The sequence below is a fragment of the Kibdelosporangium aridum genome (genome assembly GCF_900176515.1).
Classification (GTDB): domain Bacteria; phylum Actinomycetota; class Actinomycetes; order Mycobacteriales; family Pseudonocardiaceae; genus Kibdelosporangium; species Kibdelosporangium aridum.
In genome coordinates this window covers 232,210-248,445 of the sequence record NZ_FWXV01000009.1, presented here as the reverse complement: position 1 = coordinate 248,445, position 16,236 = coordinate 232,210, and the positions used below count along the sequence as shown (strand labels likewise).

Here is a 16,236-nt window from a genome sequence, read left to right as displayed (position 1 = left end):
CCACCGGACCTGGCGCGCGCAAGCGGTAGCCTCGCGATGTGACCAGCACCGTGGAAGCACCGATCGTGGCCGTGACCGTGTACCCGGGGCAGGCACGGGTGACACGGCGGACATCAGTGGCGCTTGACCAAGGACAGCAGCGAGTCGAAGTAGGCGGGTTGCCACTCGGCCTGCTCCGGGACTCCGTCCGGGTCAGCGGCCGCGGTCAGGCAACGGTGCTGAGCGTCGAAGTCGCGATGCGCCACGAACCTCGGTCGGCCGACGCCAAAGTCGTTGAACTGGAACGGAAACTGGTCGAGCTGACCGGCGGGCTGCAAGAACTGGCCGACAACGCCATGGTCGAGGACAGCCGCGTCGCGCTACTGTCCAAACTGGGCCAACGGGCCGGCGGCACGTTCGCGAAAGCCTTGGCCAAGGACGAGATCCAGCCGGACCGCATCGCCGATCTGACCGACGCCATCGGCACCCAGCTCGCTCAAGTCCTTGGCCGCAAACGAGAACTCGCCGAGCACCAGCGGAGGGTCCAGGAGGAGTTCGAGGCAGTCACCCGTGAACTCGCCACGCTGCAGGCACAACAGACTCCCGACCGGCAGGCCGTACTGATCGACCTGGAGACGAAGGCCAGCGCGACCGTCGAGATCGAACTGTCCTATGTGGTCAACGAGGCCTCGTGGACGTCCGGCTACGACATCCGGCTCGACAACGAAGCCTTGACGCTCACGTGGCACGCGGAAATCACCCAGTTCACCGGCGAGGACTGGCCGGAGTGCGAGCTCGCGCTGTCCACCGCGCGGCCGGCGATCTCGGCGAAGATCCCCGAGCTTGACCCGTGGTACCTGGACCGGCAGCAGCCACCGGCACCGCAGCTGCCCGCGCCGAGGATGATGGCCGCCGAGCAGGCGGTCTACGGCGCACAGGGCATGGCCGACGCCGCGGCGCCAGTCGGATACTCGGCGATGCAGGCAGAGCACGGCGAAGCGGCGACGATCTACCGTCCAGCCAGGCAAGTGGCCGTCCCGTCGGACGGGACGTCCCATCGGACGACGGTCGCGGTCATCGACCTCTCCGCCACGGTCGACCACGTCACCGCACCAGTACAAAGCCTCGACGCCTACCTTCGAGCCACCGCCGTGAACAACTCGGAGCACACCCTCCGGCCAGGTAAGGCTTCGGTCTTCCACGACACCGAGTTCGTGGGCACGACCACCCTCGACACGTGGGCACCCGGCGAGGAAGCCGAGCTGAACCTGGGCATCGACGACCGGATCCGGGTCGAGCGCGAACTGGTCAAGCGCACCGCGGGCAAGGCTGTGATCGGTGGCACGAAGCGCCGGGAGGCGGAATACCTGATCACCGTCGGCAATTACAGCAAGCGTCCGACAAAAGTCACTGTTCTTGACCAAATCCCGGTGTCGCGGGACGACGGGATCGTGGTCAAGGACATCAGCTGCAAGCCCGAACCCCAGCAGCGCACCGATCTCGGTGAGCTGACATGGCGGCTGGCGCTGGATCCCGGCAAGTCCGGGGAAATCCGCGTCGGCTTCCGGGTGGACGTGGCGCGCGGCGTGGAACTACAGGGGTGGCGGGAATGACATGGGGCGCCGAGGAGCTCGACCTGGACGCGTATCTGCGGCGGATCGGCGTGACCGAGCCGACGCTGAAGTCCGTGCACGCCGGGCACGTGGCCAGCATCCCGTTCGAGAACATCGAAGTCGTGCTCGGTGACATCCCCAAGCTGGACATCCCGAGCCTGCAAGCCAAGATGGTCGACCGTGACCGCGGCGGCTACTGCTTCGAGCACAACCTGCTCTACGCAGCCGCGTTGGACCGGCTGGGCATTCCGGTCCAGCGACTGCTTGCCCGGCCGCGTATCGGTGGCGGACCGCCCAGGCCACGGACGCACATGATGGCGGTGGCCGAAGTCGACGGCAGGCAGTGGCTGACCGACGTCGGCTGGGGTGGCGGCGGATTGCTCGAGCCCATGCCGTTCGAGGAAGGCACGATGCAGCAGGGTGCGTGGACGTACCGTCTGACACGCGTCGAGGAGCAGTGGGTGCTGCAGTCGTTGACCGACGGCAAATGGGTGGACTACTACGGCTTCACCACTGAACGGCAGTACCCCGTTGACTACGAGGTGGGCAACATCTACACCGCGACGGCGCCGACGTCCCACTTCGTCGGGCGGTTGGTCGTCCAGCGGACCGGCCCGGAGTTCCGGCAGGCACTGGTCGGGAACGAGCTGGTCAAGGCACGGCCGAGCGGCGAGATCGAGAAGCGCACCCTCACCACGGACGAGGTCATGGACGTCCTGCCTGGCACGTTCGGCATCGAGCTGACCGACACCGAACGTGACCAGTTGCGGGACCGGATCTAGCCCTGGGTGATGTAGGCCTCGAGCTGCTGCTGGTCTTCCTCCAGCTTCTTGATCCGGCTCTTGACCACGTCACCGATGCTGACGATGCCCACCAGCCGGCCATCCCGCACCACGGGCACGTGCCGGATCCGCCGCTCGGTCATCAGCACACTGAGGCTGTCGACCGAGTCGTCGGGCCCGCACGTGAACACCTCGGTGCTCATGATGTCGGCGACCGGTGCTTCGAGCAGCGCGGCGCCGTGATCGTTCAACCGGCGCACCACGTCGCGTTCCGAGACGATGCCTGCCACGCTTTCGTCAGCGGCGAGAACGACCATCGCGCCGATGTTGTGCTCGGCGAGTGCGGCGAGAAGCTCTCTGACCGGCGTGCCCGGCTCGGCCGTCGCCACGGTAGAACCCTTGCTGCGCAACAGGTCCGCGATCCGCATCAGGTGCCTCCATCCCAACCACCGGTGTGACACTGCCTACAAGGAGGTTAGGCGCTCTGAGGTGATCAGCAACAGATCACGGAATGTGTCCGTTATGTTCCGATGTGTGAGGGCCGGTACATCACCCATCGTTCACCGAGCCCGTCCAGTCCCCCGAGCCGCTCCTCGCGCACGAGTTCGGCCAGCTCAGGGCCGGGTTCAGGCATGACGGAGAAGCCGAGCTTCGAGTACCACGGACCGTTCCACGGCACGGTGGCGAATGTCGTCAGCGTGACACCGCGTGCGCCTGCGCGAGCGATGACGGCCTCCATGAGCGCGGTTCCGAACCCCTGCCGCGCGCACGCTGGATCGACCGCGATCTGATGCAGGTGCAGGTGCTCGTCAAGCTGCCCGACGTACGCGAACGCCACCGGTGGGTCCCCCACGACCAGCACGTCCGCCGGATCCGTCGCGGTGCCGATGACTGTGCCGCCTGGCGGGAACACGATGCCGACGGCCGCGAAGACCCCGTCCGCAGCCCGTTCGATGGCCCCGAGCGCGGGCAACTCGGCGGCTGACGCGACGCGAACGGCTGGGACCATGGCACGGCACGTTACCGCCTCCCTGGAGCCGCCCACGATGGAATTCAGGCCGGATTTTCAGCCGCGCACGAAACTCGAACGCCGTGTGGCCGCCGCCGCCGAACAGCAGCTGGCCGAGTCGAAGATCGTCACGCCGATCGCCGTGTTCCGGCGGATGGGCTGGCTGCACAAGATCGAGCGCTGGGAACGCGAACAGGTCGACACCCTCGAGTCGATCGCGGCCGTCGGGCCGGAGAAACTCACCGACGCCCGGGAGATCCTCCAGCGCTGGGCAGCCGCGAAAGGCCTCACGCCCGGCGAAAGCACTTATGTGTCAACCAATCGCGGGCGCAAGCCGCTGAAATTCACCGCGCGGCAGGAAGAATCGGCCGAACGGGCGTACCGGATGCACTGGACATCGCCGGAGCTATCCGACAAACGGCGGGAAACCCTGACACGCAAGCAGAACACCGCACCGGACCTGGTCGTGATCATCCCGCAGGCCGACTGGACGTGCGCGGGCTGCCAGGACACCGGCCCGTACCTGATCATGGACAACGCCGGTTCGCTCTGCCTGACCTGCGCGGACATGGACCATTTGCTCTTCCTGCCCGCCGGGAACGCCACGCTGACCAGGCGCGCGAAGAAGGCCAGCGGGCTGTCCGCGGTGGTGGTGAAGTTCGACAAGAGCCGCAAGCGCTACCAGCGGCAGGGCATCCTGATCGAGGAATCCGCGCTGGAGCAGGCCGAACAGTCCTGCCTGGCGGACGAGGAAGTCCGGCTGCGGCGCCGCGAACGCGACCGGGAACGCCGCGCCAATGAGGACGTCGTGCTGATCGCGAAGATGACCGACCTGATCGGCACCTTGTTCCCGCATTGCCCATCAGACCGAGCCGAGTCCATCGCGCGACACACCGGGCTACGCGGCAGCGGACGCGTCGGCCGCTCGGCAGCCGGGCGTGCGCTGGACGAGGAAGCGATCACCCGGGCGGTGGTGGCATCGATTCGCCACGAGGACACCGAGTACGACGAACTGCTGATGTCCGGAGTGGACCGTGACGAGGCAAGGGCCACCATCCGGTTCAAGATCGACTCGGTCCTCGCATCCTGGCGGGGCGACTGACACACTGGGGTCATGAGTGAGCACGACGACCCCTACCTCTGGCTGGAAGAGGTGACCGCGGACGACGCGATGGCGTGGGTCCGCGAGCGCAACGCGGAGACGGTCGCCGAGCTGACCGGCAGCGCGCGCTTCGCCGAGCTGCGCGACGAGATCCGCGCGGTGTTCGACGCCGACGACCGGATCCCGTACATCCGCCGCCGAGGTGAGTACCTCTACAACTTCTGGCAGACCCCGGACAACCCGCGCGGGTTGTGGCGCCGGACCACGTTGGAGCAGTACCGGCTTGCCGAGCCCGACTGGCAGATATTGCTGGATGTTGATGCGTTGGGCCAACGCGAAGGCGAGAACTGGGTGTGGGACGGCGCCGCCGTGCTGCGGCCCGAGTACCGGCTGGCGTTGGTGAACCTGTCACGCGGTGGCGCGGACGCCGCCGTTGTCCGCGAGTTCGACCTGGAGACCGGCGAGTTCGTGCCCGGCGGGTTCGAACTGCCGGAGGCCAAGAGCTTCCTGCGGTGGATCGACGCCGACCGGGTGTACGTGGGCACGGACTTCGGCCCGGACTCGATGACCTCGTCCGGATATCCCCGCATTGTCAAGGAATGGCGGCGCGGCACGCCGTTGTCCGAAGCGGTCACGGTGTTCGAGGGCAAGCCCGAGGACGTCTCGGTGTACGCGACGCACGACCCGACTCCGGGCTACGAGCGCGACTTCGTCGGCCGCAACATCGACTTCTACCGTTCGGAACGCTTTCTGCGCGGCGATTCCGGCGACCTGATCCGGATCGAGATTCCCGAGGACGCCGAGATGGGCGTCGAACGCGAGTGGCTGCTGATCACCCTGCGCTCGCCGTGGACGATCGGCGAGACGACATATCCGGCGGGTGCCCTGCTGGCCACCAAGTTCGACGATTTCCTTGCCGGTGCGCGGGAAATGGACGTGCTGTTCGAACCGGACGCGCACACCGCGCTGACGTACCACACGTGGACCAAGAACCACGTCATCCTCAACACCCTGCACGACGTGCAGAGCCGCATCGAAGTCCTGACACCGGGCCCGGACGGCTGGCAGCGCGCGCCACTGGCCGGTGTGCCAACGGGTGCGCTGACCGAGATCATCGACACCGATCCGGATGTCAGCGACGAGTACTTCATGAACTCCAGCGGGTACACCGAGCCCGCGACGCTGCGGCGCGGCGTGATCGATGGCGAACCGGAAATCCTCAAGCAGGCTCCGGCCCGGTTCGACGCGACCGGAATCGAGGTGCGGCAACACTTCGCGACCTCGGCCGACGGCACCAAGATCCCGTATTTCGTTGTCGGCAAACAGGATCCGGCCTCCCGGCCCACCTTGCTCTCCGGGTACGGCGGCTTCGAGGTCTCCTTGACGCCCAGCTATCTCGGGCACGTCGGCCGGGCGTGGCTGGCGCGCGGCGGGACCTACGTCGTGGCCAACCTGCGCGGCGGCGGCGAGTACGGCCCGGACTGGCATTTCCAGGCGGTGAAAGAAAACCGGCACCTGGTGTACGAGGACTTCGCCGCGGTGGCGAAGGATCTGATCGACCGTGGCATCACCACACCGGGCAAGCTGGGCATCCAGGGCGGCAGCAACGGCGGCCTGCTGATGGGCGTCATGCTGACCCGCTACCCGGAGTTGTTCGGTGCGATCGTGTGCCAGGTGCCCTTGCTCGACATGAAGCGCTACCACGAGCTGCTGGCCGGTGCGTCCTGGATGGCGGAGTACGGCGATCCGCGTAAACCCGAGGAATGGGCGTACATCCAGCCGTACTCGCCGTACCAGAATGTCCAGACTGGAGCGGACTACCCGCCCATCCTGTTCGTGACGTCCACAAGGGACGATCGGGTGCACCCAGGGCATGCTCGCAAGATGGTGGCACGCATGCGCGAGCACGGTCACGACGTGCGCTACTACGAGAACATCGAAGGCGGGCACGGCGCCGCCGCCGACAACGAGCAGCTGGCGTTCAAGTGGGCGCTGGTGTTCGAGTTCCTCTGGGAGAAACTCAGCTGACTTCGCTGGACGGGGCCAGCCAGGTGTTGCAGGACGCGGTGTTGTTGTTCTTCACACCGGCTGTGCCCCACTGGATCTGGTGTTTGACGCTGCCGTGTGTCTTGTCCGCGACCGAACTGCGGAACGCCGAGGACGCGGAGTTGCTCAGCGCCTTGGTGATCGACCCGCGGCCGCCGGCGGCGCCGATGAACATGCCGGAGAAGCAGTCGGCTTGCAGTTCCATCCGGCGGGTCAGCTCCAGGTACTCCACCGCGTCCTCCGCCATGCCGACCATCTTGAGGCCCATGCCGTGGTTGATCCCGCTCATGGCCTGGACGTGGTGGCCGTACTCGTGCGCCAGCACCATGATGTGGCCGCCCTGGTTGCTGCCCATGGACTCGATGACCCGGTTGCGGGGCATGAAGATGCCCTTGTCCCGTGGGCAATAGAAGGCCACGGCCTCCTGCCTGCCCGGGGTGCCGCACGTGCTCGTCGGGTTGTCGTCGACGTTGAGCTTCGGCGACTCGAAGACGTGGTCGGACTGGACGAGCAGCGGCTTCCACGCCTCGTCGAGGCAGCCGATCATGGCCTCGTAGTAGCCGCGCAACTGGTCGGCCGACCGCCCGAACGCGGGCAGTTTGCAGGTGATCTGCGGCAGCTGCATGCCAGGGACCAACAGCGTGTTGGCTTCGGTGAGCTCCTGCCAGCGCGGCTTGGCCGGCGTGTTGCCCGTCGACGGGCTCGCCTTGGTGGTGGGGGCCGCGGCAGCGTTCGGTTTGTTCTCCACCGACGGCCCGGCTAACGGAGTGCCGGCTACCTCCTTGGTGAACTTCAACGTGCTTGGCGCGCCGATGGCCATCACGACCACGAGCACGAGCCCGAGCACCGCGATGATCGCCAGCGGAGAGTTGCGCCGCTGGTCGACGACCTGGATGGTCTCCGGGCGCGGCAGTGGTTCCCACATTGACTCAGGCGATTTCGCGACCGCGGGCGGCGGCCGCTCGTCCTCAGTCATGTCTCCCCCTCTTTGTCAGAGCAATCATGCCATCACCGGCTGCCCCGCGGCTGTGCCCCGACCAGGTCACGTACTGCAGCGTCTGGTGTGGACAGTACCGCCGGTGCGCGGTTCCAGATCGCCTCGGGAACGGCGCCGACCGTGGCCAACCACTCCCGGGCGCGGTTACGGGCAAGGCTGAAAACAGAGCAATCGCAGGTCGCGGCGACGCCATCGGCCTGTATCCCCAGAGTGCGACACAGCGCGACGGCCCGCGGCAGATGATAGGACTGCGTAACCAACAACGCGCGGTCAATTCCGTAGACCTGCACCGCACGTGCGCATGTGTCGTACGTATCGAGGCCAAATGGATCGACGACGACCACCTTCGGGTCCACGCCCTTCTCGGCGAGGTACTCGGCCATCGCCCTGGTCTCGTTGCCCGACGTGCCGTCCGCGGCACCGGACACCAGGACAGCTTTGACCTTGCCTGCCTTGACCAGGTCGACGGTCGCGTCCAACCGGCCGACCAGGAACGGCAGCGGACGATCGTCCTGGATCTTGGCCCCGAGCACGATCGCCACCGGGGCACTCGGCGCGTCGGCCACCTCGAACCGGTGGTTCGCCGAGGCGGAGTACGACCACGTCATGCTGCCGCCGATGACCACAGCAGCCACACCGACGGTGATCAGCCCGAGCCGGAGAGCCAGGCGCCGCCAGCGCCGCTTGTCCATGGCCCCATGTAACCAGAACCCGTCTGGCAAGCGCCGGAAGGCCTTGGCCCCCTTCGCATCTGCGTCGCCGACGTTCGTGCGCATGGAGGCCCGAATTACAGCGTTGACTTATATAAGTCGAAGCCGGTACGTTCTCACTTCGTGCACGCACCGAGCCAGTGGAGCGCTCGGCCAGCCGTCCGGGTTCCGCACCGATCCGGGCAGGACCGATCCACCAACCGAGAGGACATGACATGAAGGACGTACTGGACGAGCTGGCCGCCGTACGGCGGGTGATGGGCAAGGGCAGCGTGCCAGCCGGCGAGGCGTACACAGTGGAGCTCCGGCGCCGATACGACGCGGAGATCGAGGACGTCTGGGACGCCATCACCAGCGCCGAGCGGCTGCGCCGCTGGTTGAAGCCGGTCACCGGGGATCTCCGGCTGGGCGGGAAGTTCGACTTGGAGGGTATGGGGCACGGCGAGATCCTCCGGTGCGAGCCTCCGCGGCTGCTGAAGGTGTCCTGGCTCTTCGGCCCGGACGCCGACGACTGGCCCGGCACGAGCGAAGTCGAGGTGCGCCTAGCCCCGGGCCCGACCGGCGACACCGAGTTCGAGCTGATCCACGCGTCGGTCGCCGACCCGCACTACTTCCCGACCTACGGCCCCGGCGCCGGCGGCGTCGGCTGGGACCTGGGTCTGCTCGCCCTGGCCCGGCTCCTGGCCGGCGACGAGAGCGAGAACCTGGCCGAGTTCGACAAGTCGCCCGAGGGTCGCGAGTTCAGCCGGCGCAGCGCCGCCGCGTGGGGCCAGGCTCATCTCGCCGCTGGTGGCGACCCGGAACAGGTCGCGGCCGCGGTCGAGGCCACGACGAAGTTCTACGTACCGGACTTGGATTCGAGGTGATGTTCTCCATCCGAGCCGGGCGCGCACACCCTCCGCGTCGATCTGATACCCAGCGCTACGTTGGAAGTACTGTCAATCAGCTACGGCGACGCTTCCTGGTGAACACCAGCGCACCGACGCCGAGCAGGAGCACAGCGACACCGCCGATCGTCAGGCCGATCACGTTGGCGCCGGTCTTGGCCAGTGCGACCGTCTCGTTCGACGTGGTGCCCTGGTTGGCTGGCGGGTGCTTGGGCAGGGCGGGCACCGGATCTGGTGCCGGCATAGGCCCAGGCACCACTTGGAGCTTCCGCTTGTCACCCCATCCGTCCGCGGCGATCACGAGGAACTCGTTGTACTTCAGCTGCCACGGGCCTTTCAGGACCGGGATGTACCAGCCGGCGGGGACTTTCTCGAACTTGTAGCCGCCGTCGTCGAGGGTCGTCGTCGTGGCGACGACCTTGCCGTCGAACGGATCGAGCAGTGAGACGACGAGTCCCTTGATGCCCTCGCTCGTGGCGGGCTGGCCGTCGCCGTCGCGGTCCTCGAAGAAGTGGCCGTTGCCCACGCCGTCCATGCCCGGCACCTTGGCCAGCGCGAAGACCTGCGGGAAGCCGTCGACGAACGGGTTGTCCTTCGTACCGAACGCGCAGTGGATGTGCACGACGCCGCGTTCGATCGCCTTGACCGGCACGGTTCCCCTGACCGTGACCGTCTCGGTCTGTCCAGCCTTGACCGGCACACCGGCTTGGGCGGGAACCAAGTTGCCCCAGAAGAAGGAGTTGTCCGTGCCTTCGAGGTGGGTCTTGCCGGGGCCCTCCGGGTCGGGGTCGAAGTCGCAGCTCGCGACGACGCTGAGGTCCCTGGACCCGCCGTTCGCCAACGTGATCGTCAGGCTGGCACCGGCGCCCGGCTTGTACGAGCCCTCGTTGAACTTGGCGGTCACGGTGAGCGTGTCGGTCAACGGCCGAACCGCACGCAGCTGGAGGTCGGTGGTGGCACCGCGGACGACAATGCTGCCCGGCTTGACCAACCACCCGTCCGGCAAGCCCGGCGGGGTCACCTTGTACTCCCCCGCGGACAAGTCCGCGGCGGTGAACCTGCCGTTCGCGTCGGTCTTCACCTTCAAGCCGCGCACCCGCGGGCCGTCCACGGTCACGTCCACGCCCGCGACGCCTTCGCCGGCGCTCCACCTGTCGTTGTTGTCCTTGTCCAGGAATAAGGTTCCGCTGAGAGCACCCTTCGTGGTCCACGGCACGACATCGACAGGTATTTGCTGTTTGTTGTCGGTCGTGTTCGTTTCGTCCTTCGCCGAGACGGTGAACTCGATCCGGCCAGTGGCTTCCGTCGCCTCCGTGACGCGGACGCTGAAGACCAGCTGCCGCTTCTCCTTGGGCTCCAACGTCGTACCGGATCCGGCGGGATCGAGGCCTTGCCAGTCGGTGACCTCGAACTTCGCCCCGGGCTGGACGCTGATGGCGGCCTTGACGAGCTCGGCTTTGCCCTCGCCCATGTTCGCGATCGTGACGCTGACAGTGAACGTCTCGCCCTCGACGTACTTGCCAGCGGGCTTGGTCAACGGCTCCATCACCAGATCCGGCACCGCGGCGGCGGCAGCCTTTGGCGAAGCAGGCACTGGCGTGTCGCCCGGCTGGGCTTTCGGTGCCTCCGGCTCAGGCGGAACCGACGAGGACGTCGTTGTTTCCGGCGGCGTTTCCGACGGTGTGGCCGTGGGATCGGCGAAAGCCGGTGCCGTACCGAGAATGAGCAACCCAGCGGCAGCCCCAGTGATCATCACTGTGGCCCCGGTTCTGAGTCGACGCGTGTACAAGGGACACCCCCGTGGTCAGGGTCACCCCCAGGGCGCTCAACGCCCCCCGACGTCGCGTGCGAACCAACCTGAGTGTGACACCTTGGTGAAAAATGCGTGCCAAGCTGCTGACCTGAAACCTATCGGGCCGCGCGACACCGTGCACACCCCTTGCGCCGAAAATGTTACCCAGAGCTATTTCAGCAACACCGGAAGCGAGTCGACGCCGTAAACGATGGAGACCTTCCGGAACTCCAGTTCGTCGGCGGACTTGGCCAGCCGCATCTTCGGGAATCGGCGCACCAGCGCGGGATACGCCGCCCGCAGCTCCATCCTCGCCAACTCCGCGCCAATGCAGCGGTGCACGCCGTAGCCGAAGGCGAGGTGTGAAGTCGGGTCCCGGTGCGGATTCACTGTCTCCAAACCGGTCCCGAGGACCTCGTCCCGGTTCGCGCCGCTCAGCGAAGCGATGACGACGTCACCCTTGCCGATGGTCACACCGGCGATTTCGATGTCCTCACGGGCGAATCGCGGGAACGCGACCTGCACGACCGTCAGGTAGCGCAGGATCTCCTCGACGAATTTATTGATCGCGTCGTCGTTGTCGTGGATGAGCTTGAAGGTTTCCTCGTCCTGCAACAACACCAGCGCGCCGAGCGCCAGCATGCTCGCGGTGGTCTCGAAACCGCCGGTCAGCACGCCGTCGGCGAGCCCGGCCAGTTCGAGGTCGTCGATCTCGTCGCCGTGCTCCTTGATGATCATGCCGAGCAGCCCGTCACCGGGGTTCTCGCGTTGCTGCTTGACCACGCCGAGCAGGTAGTCGAGCGACTCGGAGATCGCGCCCAGTGACGCGTCCGCCCCGCTGAACAGGTCGAACCGGGTCATCGCCAGGCGCTGGAAGTCCTCGCGGTCGTCGTACGGCACGCCCAGCAGCTCGCAGATCACCAGCGACGGGATGGGCAGCGCGAACTCGGCGACCAGGTCGACCGGGCCCGCGGCCTCGTCCATCGAGTCGAGGCACTGCTCGATGATCGCCTTGATCCCTGGCGTGAGCCTGGCAAGGCGGCGCATGGTGAATTCCGGCGTGAGCAGCTTGCGCAACCGGGTGTGCACGGGCGGGTCGGCGAACCCGAGCCCGCCGGGGCTCTGCTGAACACTGGTCGCACCGGTGCCCGTCAAGTGAGCGAAGTCATTGCTGAATGCCTTCGTGTTGCTCAGCACGGCCTTTGCTTCTTCGTAACCGCTGACCAACCACAAGTTCAGCCCGAAAGGCATGGGCAGCTTGCCGATCGGTGTGTCCTGGCGCATTTGCCCGAGATCGGGCACCGGATCGAGGCCGTTGCGCTTCAACGGCATCAACGCGGGCTCAGGAATGGGCATCTTGCCGAGGTCGAACCCCTTTTTCCGGGCACGGCTCAGGTAGATGCGTGCGAACCACGTCATGACGCGCGAGCGGAGACTCCCCACAGCATTGAGGCTAGGACAACCTTGCTGAGAAGCGGGAGCCGGGTGACCTGGTTAATCTCAAGTTGTGAACGAACGCGAAATCCTCAGCCAGATCCGGACCCTGGTTGATCAAGAACACGATCTGCGCAACCGCAGCGTGGCAGGCGAGATCGACTCAGCCGAGGAGCAGGCGAAGCTGAAGTCGCTTGAGGAATCGCTTGACCAGTGCTGGGACCTGCTACGCCAGCGCCGCGCCCGGCGGGGCGCCGGGGAGAACCCGGATGACGCCCAGGCCCGCCCGGCCCAGCAAGTCGAGGGTTACCTGCAGTGAGAAAAAGCCTCGTGCGTGGTCACGCACGAGGCTTCCGCCGCTTTTACTCGCCGGCGCGAGCTCGCAGCGCCGCGTCCTTGGCGCGCGCCTCCTCGGTGAAGCTGTCACCGAAGTCGTCGGCCTCGAAGACCTGCCTGATCTCGATCTCGCCGTGCCCGCCGTCGGGGTTGGGCACCTGCTTGACCCACTCGATGGCTTCCTCCAGCGAACCGACCTCCCAGATCCAGTAACCCGCGATCAGTTCCTTGGCCTCGGCGAACGGGCCGTCGATGACGGAGGTCTTCTTGCCGTCGAACTTCACCCGCGCGCCCTTCGCGCTCGGGTGCAGGCCGTCGCCGCCGATCATGATCCCCGCGTTGACGAGTTTCTCGTTGAAGTCGGTCATCTCGGTGAGCGCCGCCTCGCTCGGCATGACGCCGTTCTCCATGTCCTCTGTCGCTCTGATCAGGATCATGAACTTCATCAGCTTGTCGCTCCCACCAGTAAAATGTTGACCAGGCGTAAACTGTGTCCACTGGACGCTGCGTATGCTAGACACAGTTTCAGGGTGTCGACAACCCCACAAAACGGACGAGGAAAGCGGGTGGCGTGGAGAACGTCTTCGGTGACCAGACCGGCGTCGTCGAGTTGTTGTGGGGCCTGAAGGAGCCACCCAGCCGTGGCCCGAAGCCCGCACTGAGCGTCGAACGCATCGCGCGGGTGGCGATGGGTATCGCGGACAGCGAGGGCATGGCGGCGGTCTCGATGCAGCGCGTGGCCGGCGAGCTCGAATTCACCAAGATGGCCCTCTACCGTTACGTCTCTGGCAAGTCCGACCTGCTCGCGGTGATGATCGAACTGGCCGTCGGTGACCCGCCCGACCTGCAGGAGGTGCCAGGCGGCTGGCGCGGCAAGCTCGAGGAGTTCGTGCGGCAGCTCGCAGTTGTCTGGCAGCAGCACCCATGGCTGCCGTGGGCCACGCTCGGCGACCGTCCAATGGGGCCACGCGAGCTCGGCTGGATCGAGGCGGCGGTGAGCGCGGTGGCCGACACCGGCCTGACCGGCGCCGAACAACTCGACGCAGTGTTCATCCTCTTCGGCCTGATCCGCAACACGCAGTCGATGTCCACAGCGGGCACACAACCGTGGGACTCGGGCAAGAAGGTCACGCCGCTGATGCAGGAACTGCTGTACCGCTACGGCGATCGCTTCCCCGCCTTGACCGCCGCGACTTCCGGGGCGAACGGCGCGTCACGGGACAACGGCCGTGAATTCGGTGTGCGCCGTTACCTCGACGGCCTGGAGGCTCTGATCGAGGAGCGCGCGGCTCGCCGTAGGCCCGCTTAGACGGAGATCTCCACGCCTGGCTCGGCCACCAGGATGTCGACGCCGTACTGCTTGGCGGCGATGTGGAGGCTCTCGATCGGATCGTCGACTTCCACGTACGCGGGTTGCCCTTCGATGCCGTAGTGGATCGGAATCACGTGCCGCGCATCGAGAATCATCCCGGCCACGACGGCCTGCTCCGGCGTGAGCACCGCGGGCAACGGGCTCGCGGGCTGCAGGTGCGGGAAGTTCACGGTGGCACCGTTGATGGGCAGGAACGCGGCGTCCAGCGGACCACAGCGATCGGCGATCTCCCACCAGTACCCATGGAAAACCGTGTCACCGCCGTGGAAAACCCGCCTTCCCCCGGCAGCGACCACCCAATTCACCTGCGGGTCGCCGAGTCCGTCCACCGAAGGCACGGCTGTGATGCCGAACGGTCCGACCGTCACGGTTTCCCAGTCCTGGACGATCCGGACAGTGAGCGAACGCGCGGCAAAGCACATCTCCGCCTGCACAGTCCACGCGGTGTTCGTCTCCTTGGGACGTAAGACGACTCCGCCCTCGGCAAGGACTTGCTCGATCGCGGCAGGGTCCGCGTGATCGCTGTGCAGGTGCGTGCACAACGCCGCCATCGCACCCGGCCGGGCAGGGAGGAGCGCGCCTTCCGGCAACACCGACGACAGGGGTTTGGCCTCGGCGACCAGGTCGATGACCACGGTCTGCCCATCCGATTCGATCTCCAGTCCAGCCCAGCCGAGCCTGCGTACACGCATGATCCCCTCCATTTAGCGACCGATCGTTCGGACTCTATAGCACGTTATAGCGACCTGTCGATCGCTAAAGTAGAGTCGTCGGCATGTCGCCTCGCCGCTCGGCCGCCGAAGCCCGCCACACCAAGGACTCGATCCTGACCACCGCGTTGGACATCGCGTCGCTCGACGGCCTCGAGGGTGTGACCATCGGCAGGCTCGCCACCGAGCTGGCGATGAGCAAATCCGGGGTGCTCAACCACTTCAGCACCAAGCAGACGCTTCAGCTGGCCGCTGTGCACCGGGTGATCGCCGACTTCCAGGAACGGGTGATCCAGCCCGCGATGCGCCTGCCGGAAGGCGTGCAGCGGCTGCTTGCCTTATGCGACAACTGGTTCGACTACCTCGCCGACACCGGACTGCCCGGCGGCTGCCTGCTCACGGCCGCGGCGGCGGAATTCGACGGCCGCGAAGGAGAAGTACACGACGCCGTCCTGAAATCGTGGCGCAGCTGGCGGTCCTTCTTGCGCGCGGAACTGCTCCGCGCGCGGCTGGACATCGACGTGGACCAAGCCGTGTTCGAGATCGTCGCTTTCGGACCGGGCCTGAACCAGGCGTTGCAACTGCACGGCGACCATGCGGCAATCAGGCACGCCAAGCGCGCGGTCCGCAGGACGCTAGGGCAGCCGGATACCGTGTAGCCCTTGATATCCCGAGCTGACCGGCGGCTGCCAGTCCTTGGTGAGCCCGGGATCGGGCCGGTACACCTCGACGGCGATCGGACGGCAGACCTCCAGCGGATCACGCGCATCCGGTCCCCACAAGGGAATCGACAGATCACCGGCCGGGCACGTGGACAACGCGCACAACAGGTCCTGCTCGGCGAAGAACTCGAAGAAGTCGCCGGGTTTGGCCGGGGACGCCTTCATGAAGTACTTGTCCTCGTCGTTCAACCCGGTGCACTGGAAGACATTCAGCACGTCGTGCACGTCGAACTCGGTCAGCCCGTACGGCAGGACCGCGCGCACGAGGTTGGAATGACAGTGGAAGTCGAAGTCCTCGTCGGTCAGGATCCGGTTGACGTACGGATCACAGCGTGACCCGAGCAAGTCGTGCACCCGGCCGCCTTCTTCGTCCACACCATAGGACTCGAGCGTGTCCTTGGTGATCGTCAGCAACGGCCGCAAATAGGGCAATGTCGACCAAAGCCGGTCGTACGTGGTCACATGAGCGCGTTGCAGCTGGCGCGTTCGCGCCGCCCACAGCCGTTCACGCGGGTTGTGCCTGTTCCAGACGTTGAGATCGCCGACTTGCGGCCCGGCAGGTGTGGTGATCAACCGGCACAGCATGCCCGCGGGCACCTCCCACGCGCGGCCCGAGCGGATCGGGACCACGAACTCGTCGACCAGTTCGCGCGCTCCCGTCGCGAGCCGGTCGTAGAAGGCACGGTCGACGTCGATGACACTGCCCGGCTTGGGCTGGTACGCGGCCGGCGGAAAACCCATCTGC

Annotated in this window: 17 protein-coding genes; 8 read left to right on the top strand and 9 right to left on the bottom strand. The window is 66.4% G+C overall.

Annotation, left to right across the window (positions count from 1 at the left end; translation table 11 throughout):
- Window positions 1-38: 38 nt before the first annotated feature.
- Together B9C43_RS39370 and B9C43_RS39365 are read left to right on the top strand one after the other, a co-directional pair.
- The gene (locus B9C43_RS39370) at window positions 39-1,592 is read left to right on the top strand and encodes a mucoidy inhibitor MuiA family protein (protein ID WP_084432379.1); all 1,554 of its coding nucleotides are present in this window, start codon (window positions 39-41) and stop codon (window positions 1,590-1,592) included.
- On the top strand, window positions 1,589-2,374 hold the full coding sequence (locus B9C43_RS39365) for an arylamine N-acetyltransferase family protein (protein WP_200825902.1): 786 nt from the start codon (window positions 1,589-1,591) through the stop codon (window positions 2,372-2,374). Before B9C43_RS39370 ends, B9C43_RS39365 begins: the two co-directional genes overlap by 4 nt.
- Here the strand turns inward: B9C43_RS39365 and B9C43_RS39360 are convergent.
- Complete coding sequence (locus B9C43_RS39360; RefSeq protein WP_033392739.1) at window positions 2,371-2,802, bottom strand: CBS domain-containing protein; 432 nt, start codon at window positions 2,800-2,802, stop codon at window positions 2,371-2,373. The two genes, B9C43_RS39365 and B9C43_RS39360, sit on opposite strands and share 4 nt — an antisense overlap.
- A 92-nt stretch (window positions 2,803-2,894) precedes the next feature.
- Window positions 2,895-3,383 carry a GNAT family N-acetyltransferase gene (locus B9C43_RS39355; RefSeq protein ID WP_084432373.1) on the bottom strand — a complete coding sequence of 163 codons (489 nt, stop codon included), beginning with the start codon at window positions 3,381-3,383 and terminating at the stop codon, window positions 2,895-2,897.
- Window positions 3,384-3,420: 37 nt separating this feature from the next.
- Here B9C43_RS39355 and B9C43_RS39350 point away from each other — a divergent pair, with 37 nt between their 5' ends.
- Together B9C43_RS39350 and B9C43_RS39345 are read left to right on the top strand one after the other, a co-directional pair.
- A complete protein-coding gene (locus B9C43_RS39350; protein ID WP_084432370.1) occupies window positions 3,421-4,485 on the top strand; it encodes a DUF2293 domain-containing protein in 1,065 nt (354 codons plus the stop codon).
- Window positions 4,486-4,497: 12 nt separating this feature from the next.
- Entirely contained in the window at window positions 4,498-6,513 is a 2,016-nt protein-coding gene (locus B9C43_RS39345; protein ID WP_084432367.1) for a prolyl oligopeptidase family serine peptidase, read from the top strand.
- Here B9C43_RS39345 and B9C43_RS39340 read toward each other — a convergent pair.
- Window positions 6,506-7,507, bottom strand: coding sequence for a neutral zinc metallopeptidase (locus B9C43_RS39340; protein ID WP_084432364.1), 1,002 nt, complete (start codon window positions 7,505-7,507; stop codon window positions 6,506-6,508). The two genes, B9C43_RS39345 and B9C43_RS39340, sit on opposite strands and share 8 nt — an antisense overlap.
- Window positions 7,508-7,539: 32 nt before the next feature.
- Window positions 7,540-8,220 (bottom strand): SanA/YdcF family protein, encoded by a 681-nt coding sequence (locus tag B9C43_RS39335; RefSeq protein ID WP_084432361.1) that lies wholly within the window; start codon window positions 8,218-8,220, stop codon window positions 7,540-7,542.
- A gap of 233 nt (window positions 8,221-8,453) precedes the next feature.
- Here B9C43_RS39335 and B9C43_RS39330 point away from each other — a divergent pair, with 233 nt between their 5' ends.
- On the top strand, window positions 8,454-9,104 hold the full coding sequence (locus tag B9C43_RS39330) for an SRPBCC domain-containing protein (protein ID WP_235039105.1): 651 nt from the start codon (window positions 8,454-8,456) through the stop codon (window positions 9,102-9,104).
- Between the two features lie 76 nt (window positions 9,105-9,180).
- Here B9C43_RS39330 and B9C43_RS39325 read toward each other — a convergent pair whose 3' ends face one another.
- Together B9C43_RS39325 and B9C43_RS39320 are read right to left on the bottom strand one after the other, a co-directional pair.
- The gene (locus B9C43_RS39325; RefSeq protein ID WP_084432358.1) at window positions 9,181-10,878 is read right to left on the bottom strand and encodes an SdrD B-like domain-containing protein; all 1,698 of its coding nucleotides are present in this window, start codon (window positions 10,876-10,878) and stop codon (window positions 9,181-9,183) included.
- Window positions 10,879-11,088: 210 nt separating this feature from the next.
- Window positions 11,089-12,336 (bottom strand): cytochrome P450, encoded by a 1,248-nt coding sequence (locus B9C43_RS39320; protein ID WP_084432355.1) that lies wholly within the window; start codon window positions 12,334-12,336, stop codon window positions 11,089-11,091.
- 88 nt (window positions 12,337-12,424) lie between these two features.
- Here B9C43_RS39320 and B9C43_RS39315 point away from each other — a divergent pair, with 88 nt between their 5' ends.
- Window positions 12,425-12,670, top strand: coding sequence for a DUF2630 family protein (locus tag B9C43_RS39315; protein ID WP_033392750.1), 246 nt, complete (start codon window positions 12,425-12,427; stop codon window positions 12,668-12,670).
- Window positions 12,671-12,713: 43 nt separating this feature from the next.
- Here B9C43_RS39315 and B9C43_RS39310 read toward each other — a convergent pair whose 3' ends face one another.
- The gene (locus B9C43_RS39310; protein ID WP_033392751.1) at window positions 12,714-13,133 is read right to left on the bottom strand and encodes a YciI family protein; all 420 of its coding nucleotides are present in this window, start codon (window positions 13,131-13,133) and stop codon (window positions 12,714-12,716) included.
- Between the two features lie 125 nt (window positions 13,134-13,258).
- On the opposite strand from B9C43_RS39310, the gene B9C43_RS39305 reads away from it, so the two are divergent.
- Complete coding sequence (locus tag B9C43_RS39305) at window positions 13,259-13,996, top strand: TetR/AcrR family transcriptional regulator (protein ID WP_051897623.1); 738 nt, start codon at window positions 13,259-13,261, stop codon at window positions 13,994-13,996.
- On the opposite strand, the gene B9C43_RS39300 is transcribed toward B9C43_RS39305, so the two are convergent.
- Complete coding sequence (locus B9C43_RS39300) at window positions 13,993-14,751, bottom strand: MBL fold metallo-hydrolase (RefSeq protein WP_084432778.1); 759 nt, start codon at window positions 14,749-14,751, stop codon at window positions 13,993-13,995. The genes B9C43_RS39305 and B9C43_RS39300 overlap by 4 nt on opposite strands.
- A gap of 83 nt (window positions 14,752-14,834) precedes the next feature.
- Here B9C43_RS39300 and B9C43_RS39295 point away from each other — a divergent pair, with 83 nt between their 5' ends.
- Window positions 14,835-15,428, top strand: a complete 594-nt coding sequence (locus B9C43_RS39295) for a TetR/AcrR family transcriptional regulator (RefSeq protein ID WP_084432352.1) — start codon at window positions 14,835-14,837, stop codon at window positions 15,426-15,428.
- Here the strand turns inward: B9C43_RS39295 and B9C43_RS39290 are convergent.
- A complete protein-coding gene (locus tag B9C43_RS39290; RefSeq protein WP_084432349.1) occupies window positions 15,405-16,232 on the bottom strand; it encodes an urea carboxylase-associated family protein in 828 nt (275 codons plus the stop codon). The two genes, B9C43_RS39295 and B9C43_RS39290, sit on opposite strands and share 24 nt — an antisense overlap.
- Window positions 16,233-16,236: the final 4 nt, after the last annotated feature.

Bases quoted from the DNA above. Each gene is read 5' to 3' on its own strand.
- B9C43_RS39365 (WP_200825902.1), top strand. From the start codon at position 1,589: ATGACATGGGGCGCCGAGGAGCTCGACCTGGACGCGTATCTGCGGCGG.
- B9C43_RS39355 (WP_084432373.1), bottom strand. From the start codon at position 3,383: ATGGTCCCAGCCGTTCGCGTCGCGTCAGCCGCCGAGTTGCCCGCGCTC.
- B9C43_RS39350 (WP_084432370.1), top strand. From the start codon at position 3,421: ATGGAATTCAGGCCGGATTTTCAGCCGCGCACGAAACTCGAACGCCGT.
- B9C43_RS39290 (WP_084432349.1), bottom strand. From the start codon at position 16,232: ATGGGTTTTCCGCCGGCCGCGTACCAGCCCAAGCCGGGCAGTGTCATC.
- B9C43_RS39340 (WP_084432364.1), bottom strand. From the start codon at position 7,507: ATGACTGAGGACGAGCGGCCGCCGCCCGCGGTCGCGAAATCGCCTGAG.
- B9C43_RS39310 (WP_033392751.1), bottom strand. From the start codon at position 13,133: ATGAAGTTCATGATCCTGATCAGAGCGACAGAGGACATGGAGAACGGC.
- B9C43_RS39295 (WP_084432352.1), top strand. From the start codon at position 14,835: ATGTCGCCTCGCCGCTCGGCCGCCGAAGCCCGCCACACCAAGGACTCG.
- B9C43_RS39345 (WP_084432367.1), top strand. From the start codon at position 4,498: ATGAGTGAGCACGACGACCCCTACCTCTGGCTGGAAGAGGTGACCGCG.
- B9C43_RS39330 (WP_235039105.1), top strand. From the start codon at position 8,454: ATGAAGGACGTACTGGACGAGCTGGCCGCCGTACGGCGGGTGATGGGC.
- B9C43_RS39320 (WP_084432355.1), bottom strand. From the start codon at position 12,336: ATGACGTGGTTCGCACGCATCTACCTGAGCCGTGCCCGGAAAAAGGGG.
- B9C43_RS39360 (WP_033392739.1), bottom strand. From the start codon at position 2,802: ATGCGGATCGCGGACCTGTTGCGCAGCAAGGGTTCTACCGTGGCGACG.
- B9C43_RS39325 (WP_084432358.1), bottom strand. From the start codon at position 10,878: ATGATCACTGGGGCTGCCGCTGGGTTGCTCATTCTCGGTACGGCACCG.
- B9C43_RS39335 (WP_084432361.1), bottom strand. From the start codon at position 8,220: ATGGACAAGCGGCGCTGGCGGCGCCTGGCTCTCCGGCTCGGGCTGATC.
- B9C43_RS39300 (WP_084432778.1), bottom strand. From the start codon at position 14,751: ATGCGTGTACGCAGGCTCGGCTGGGCTGGACTGGAGATCGAATCGGAT.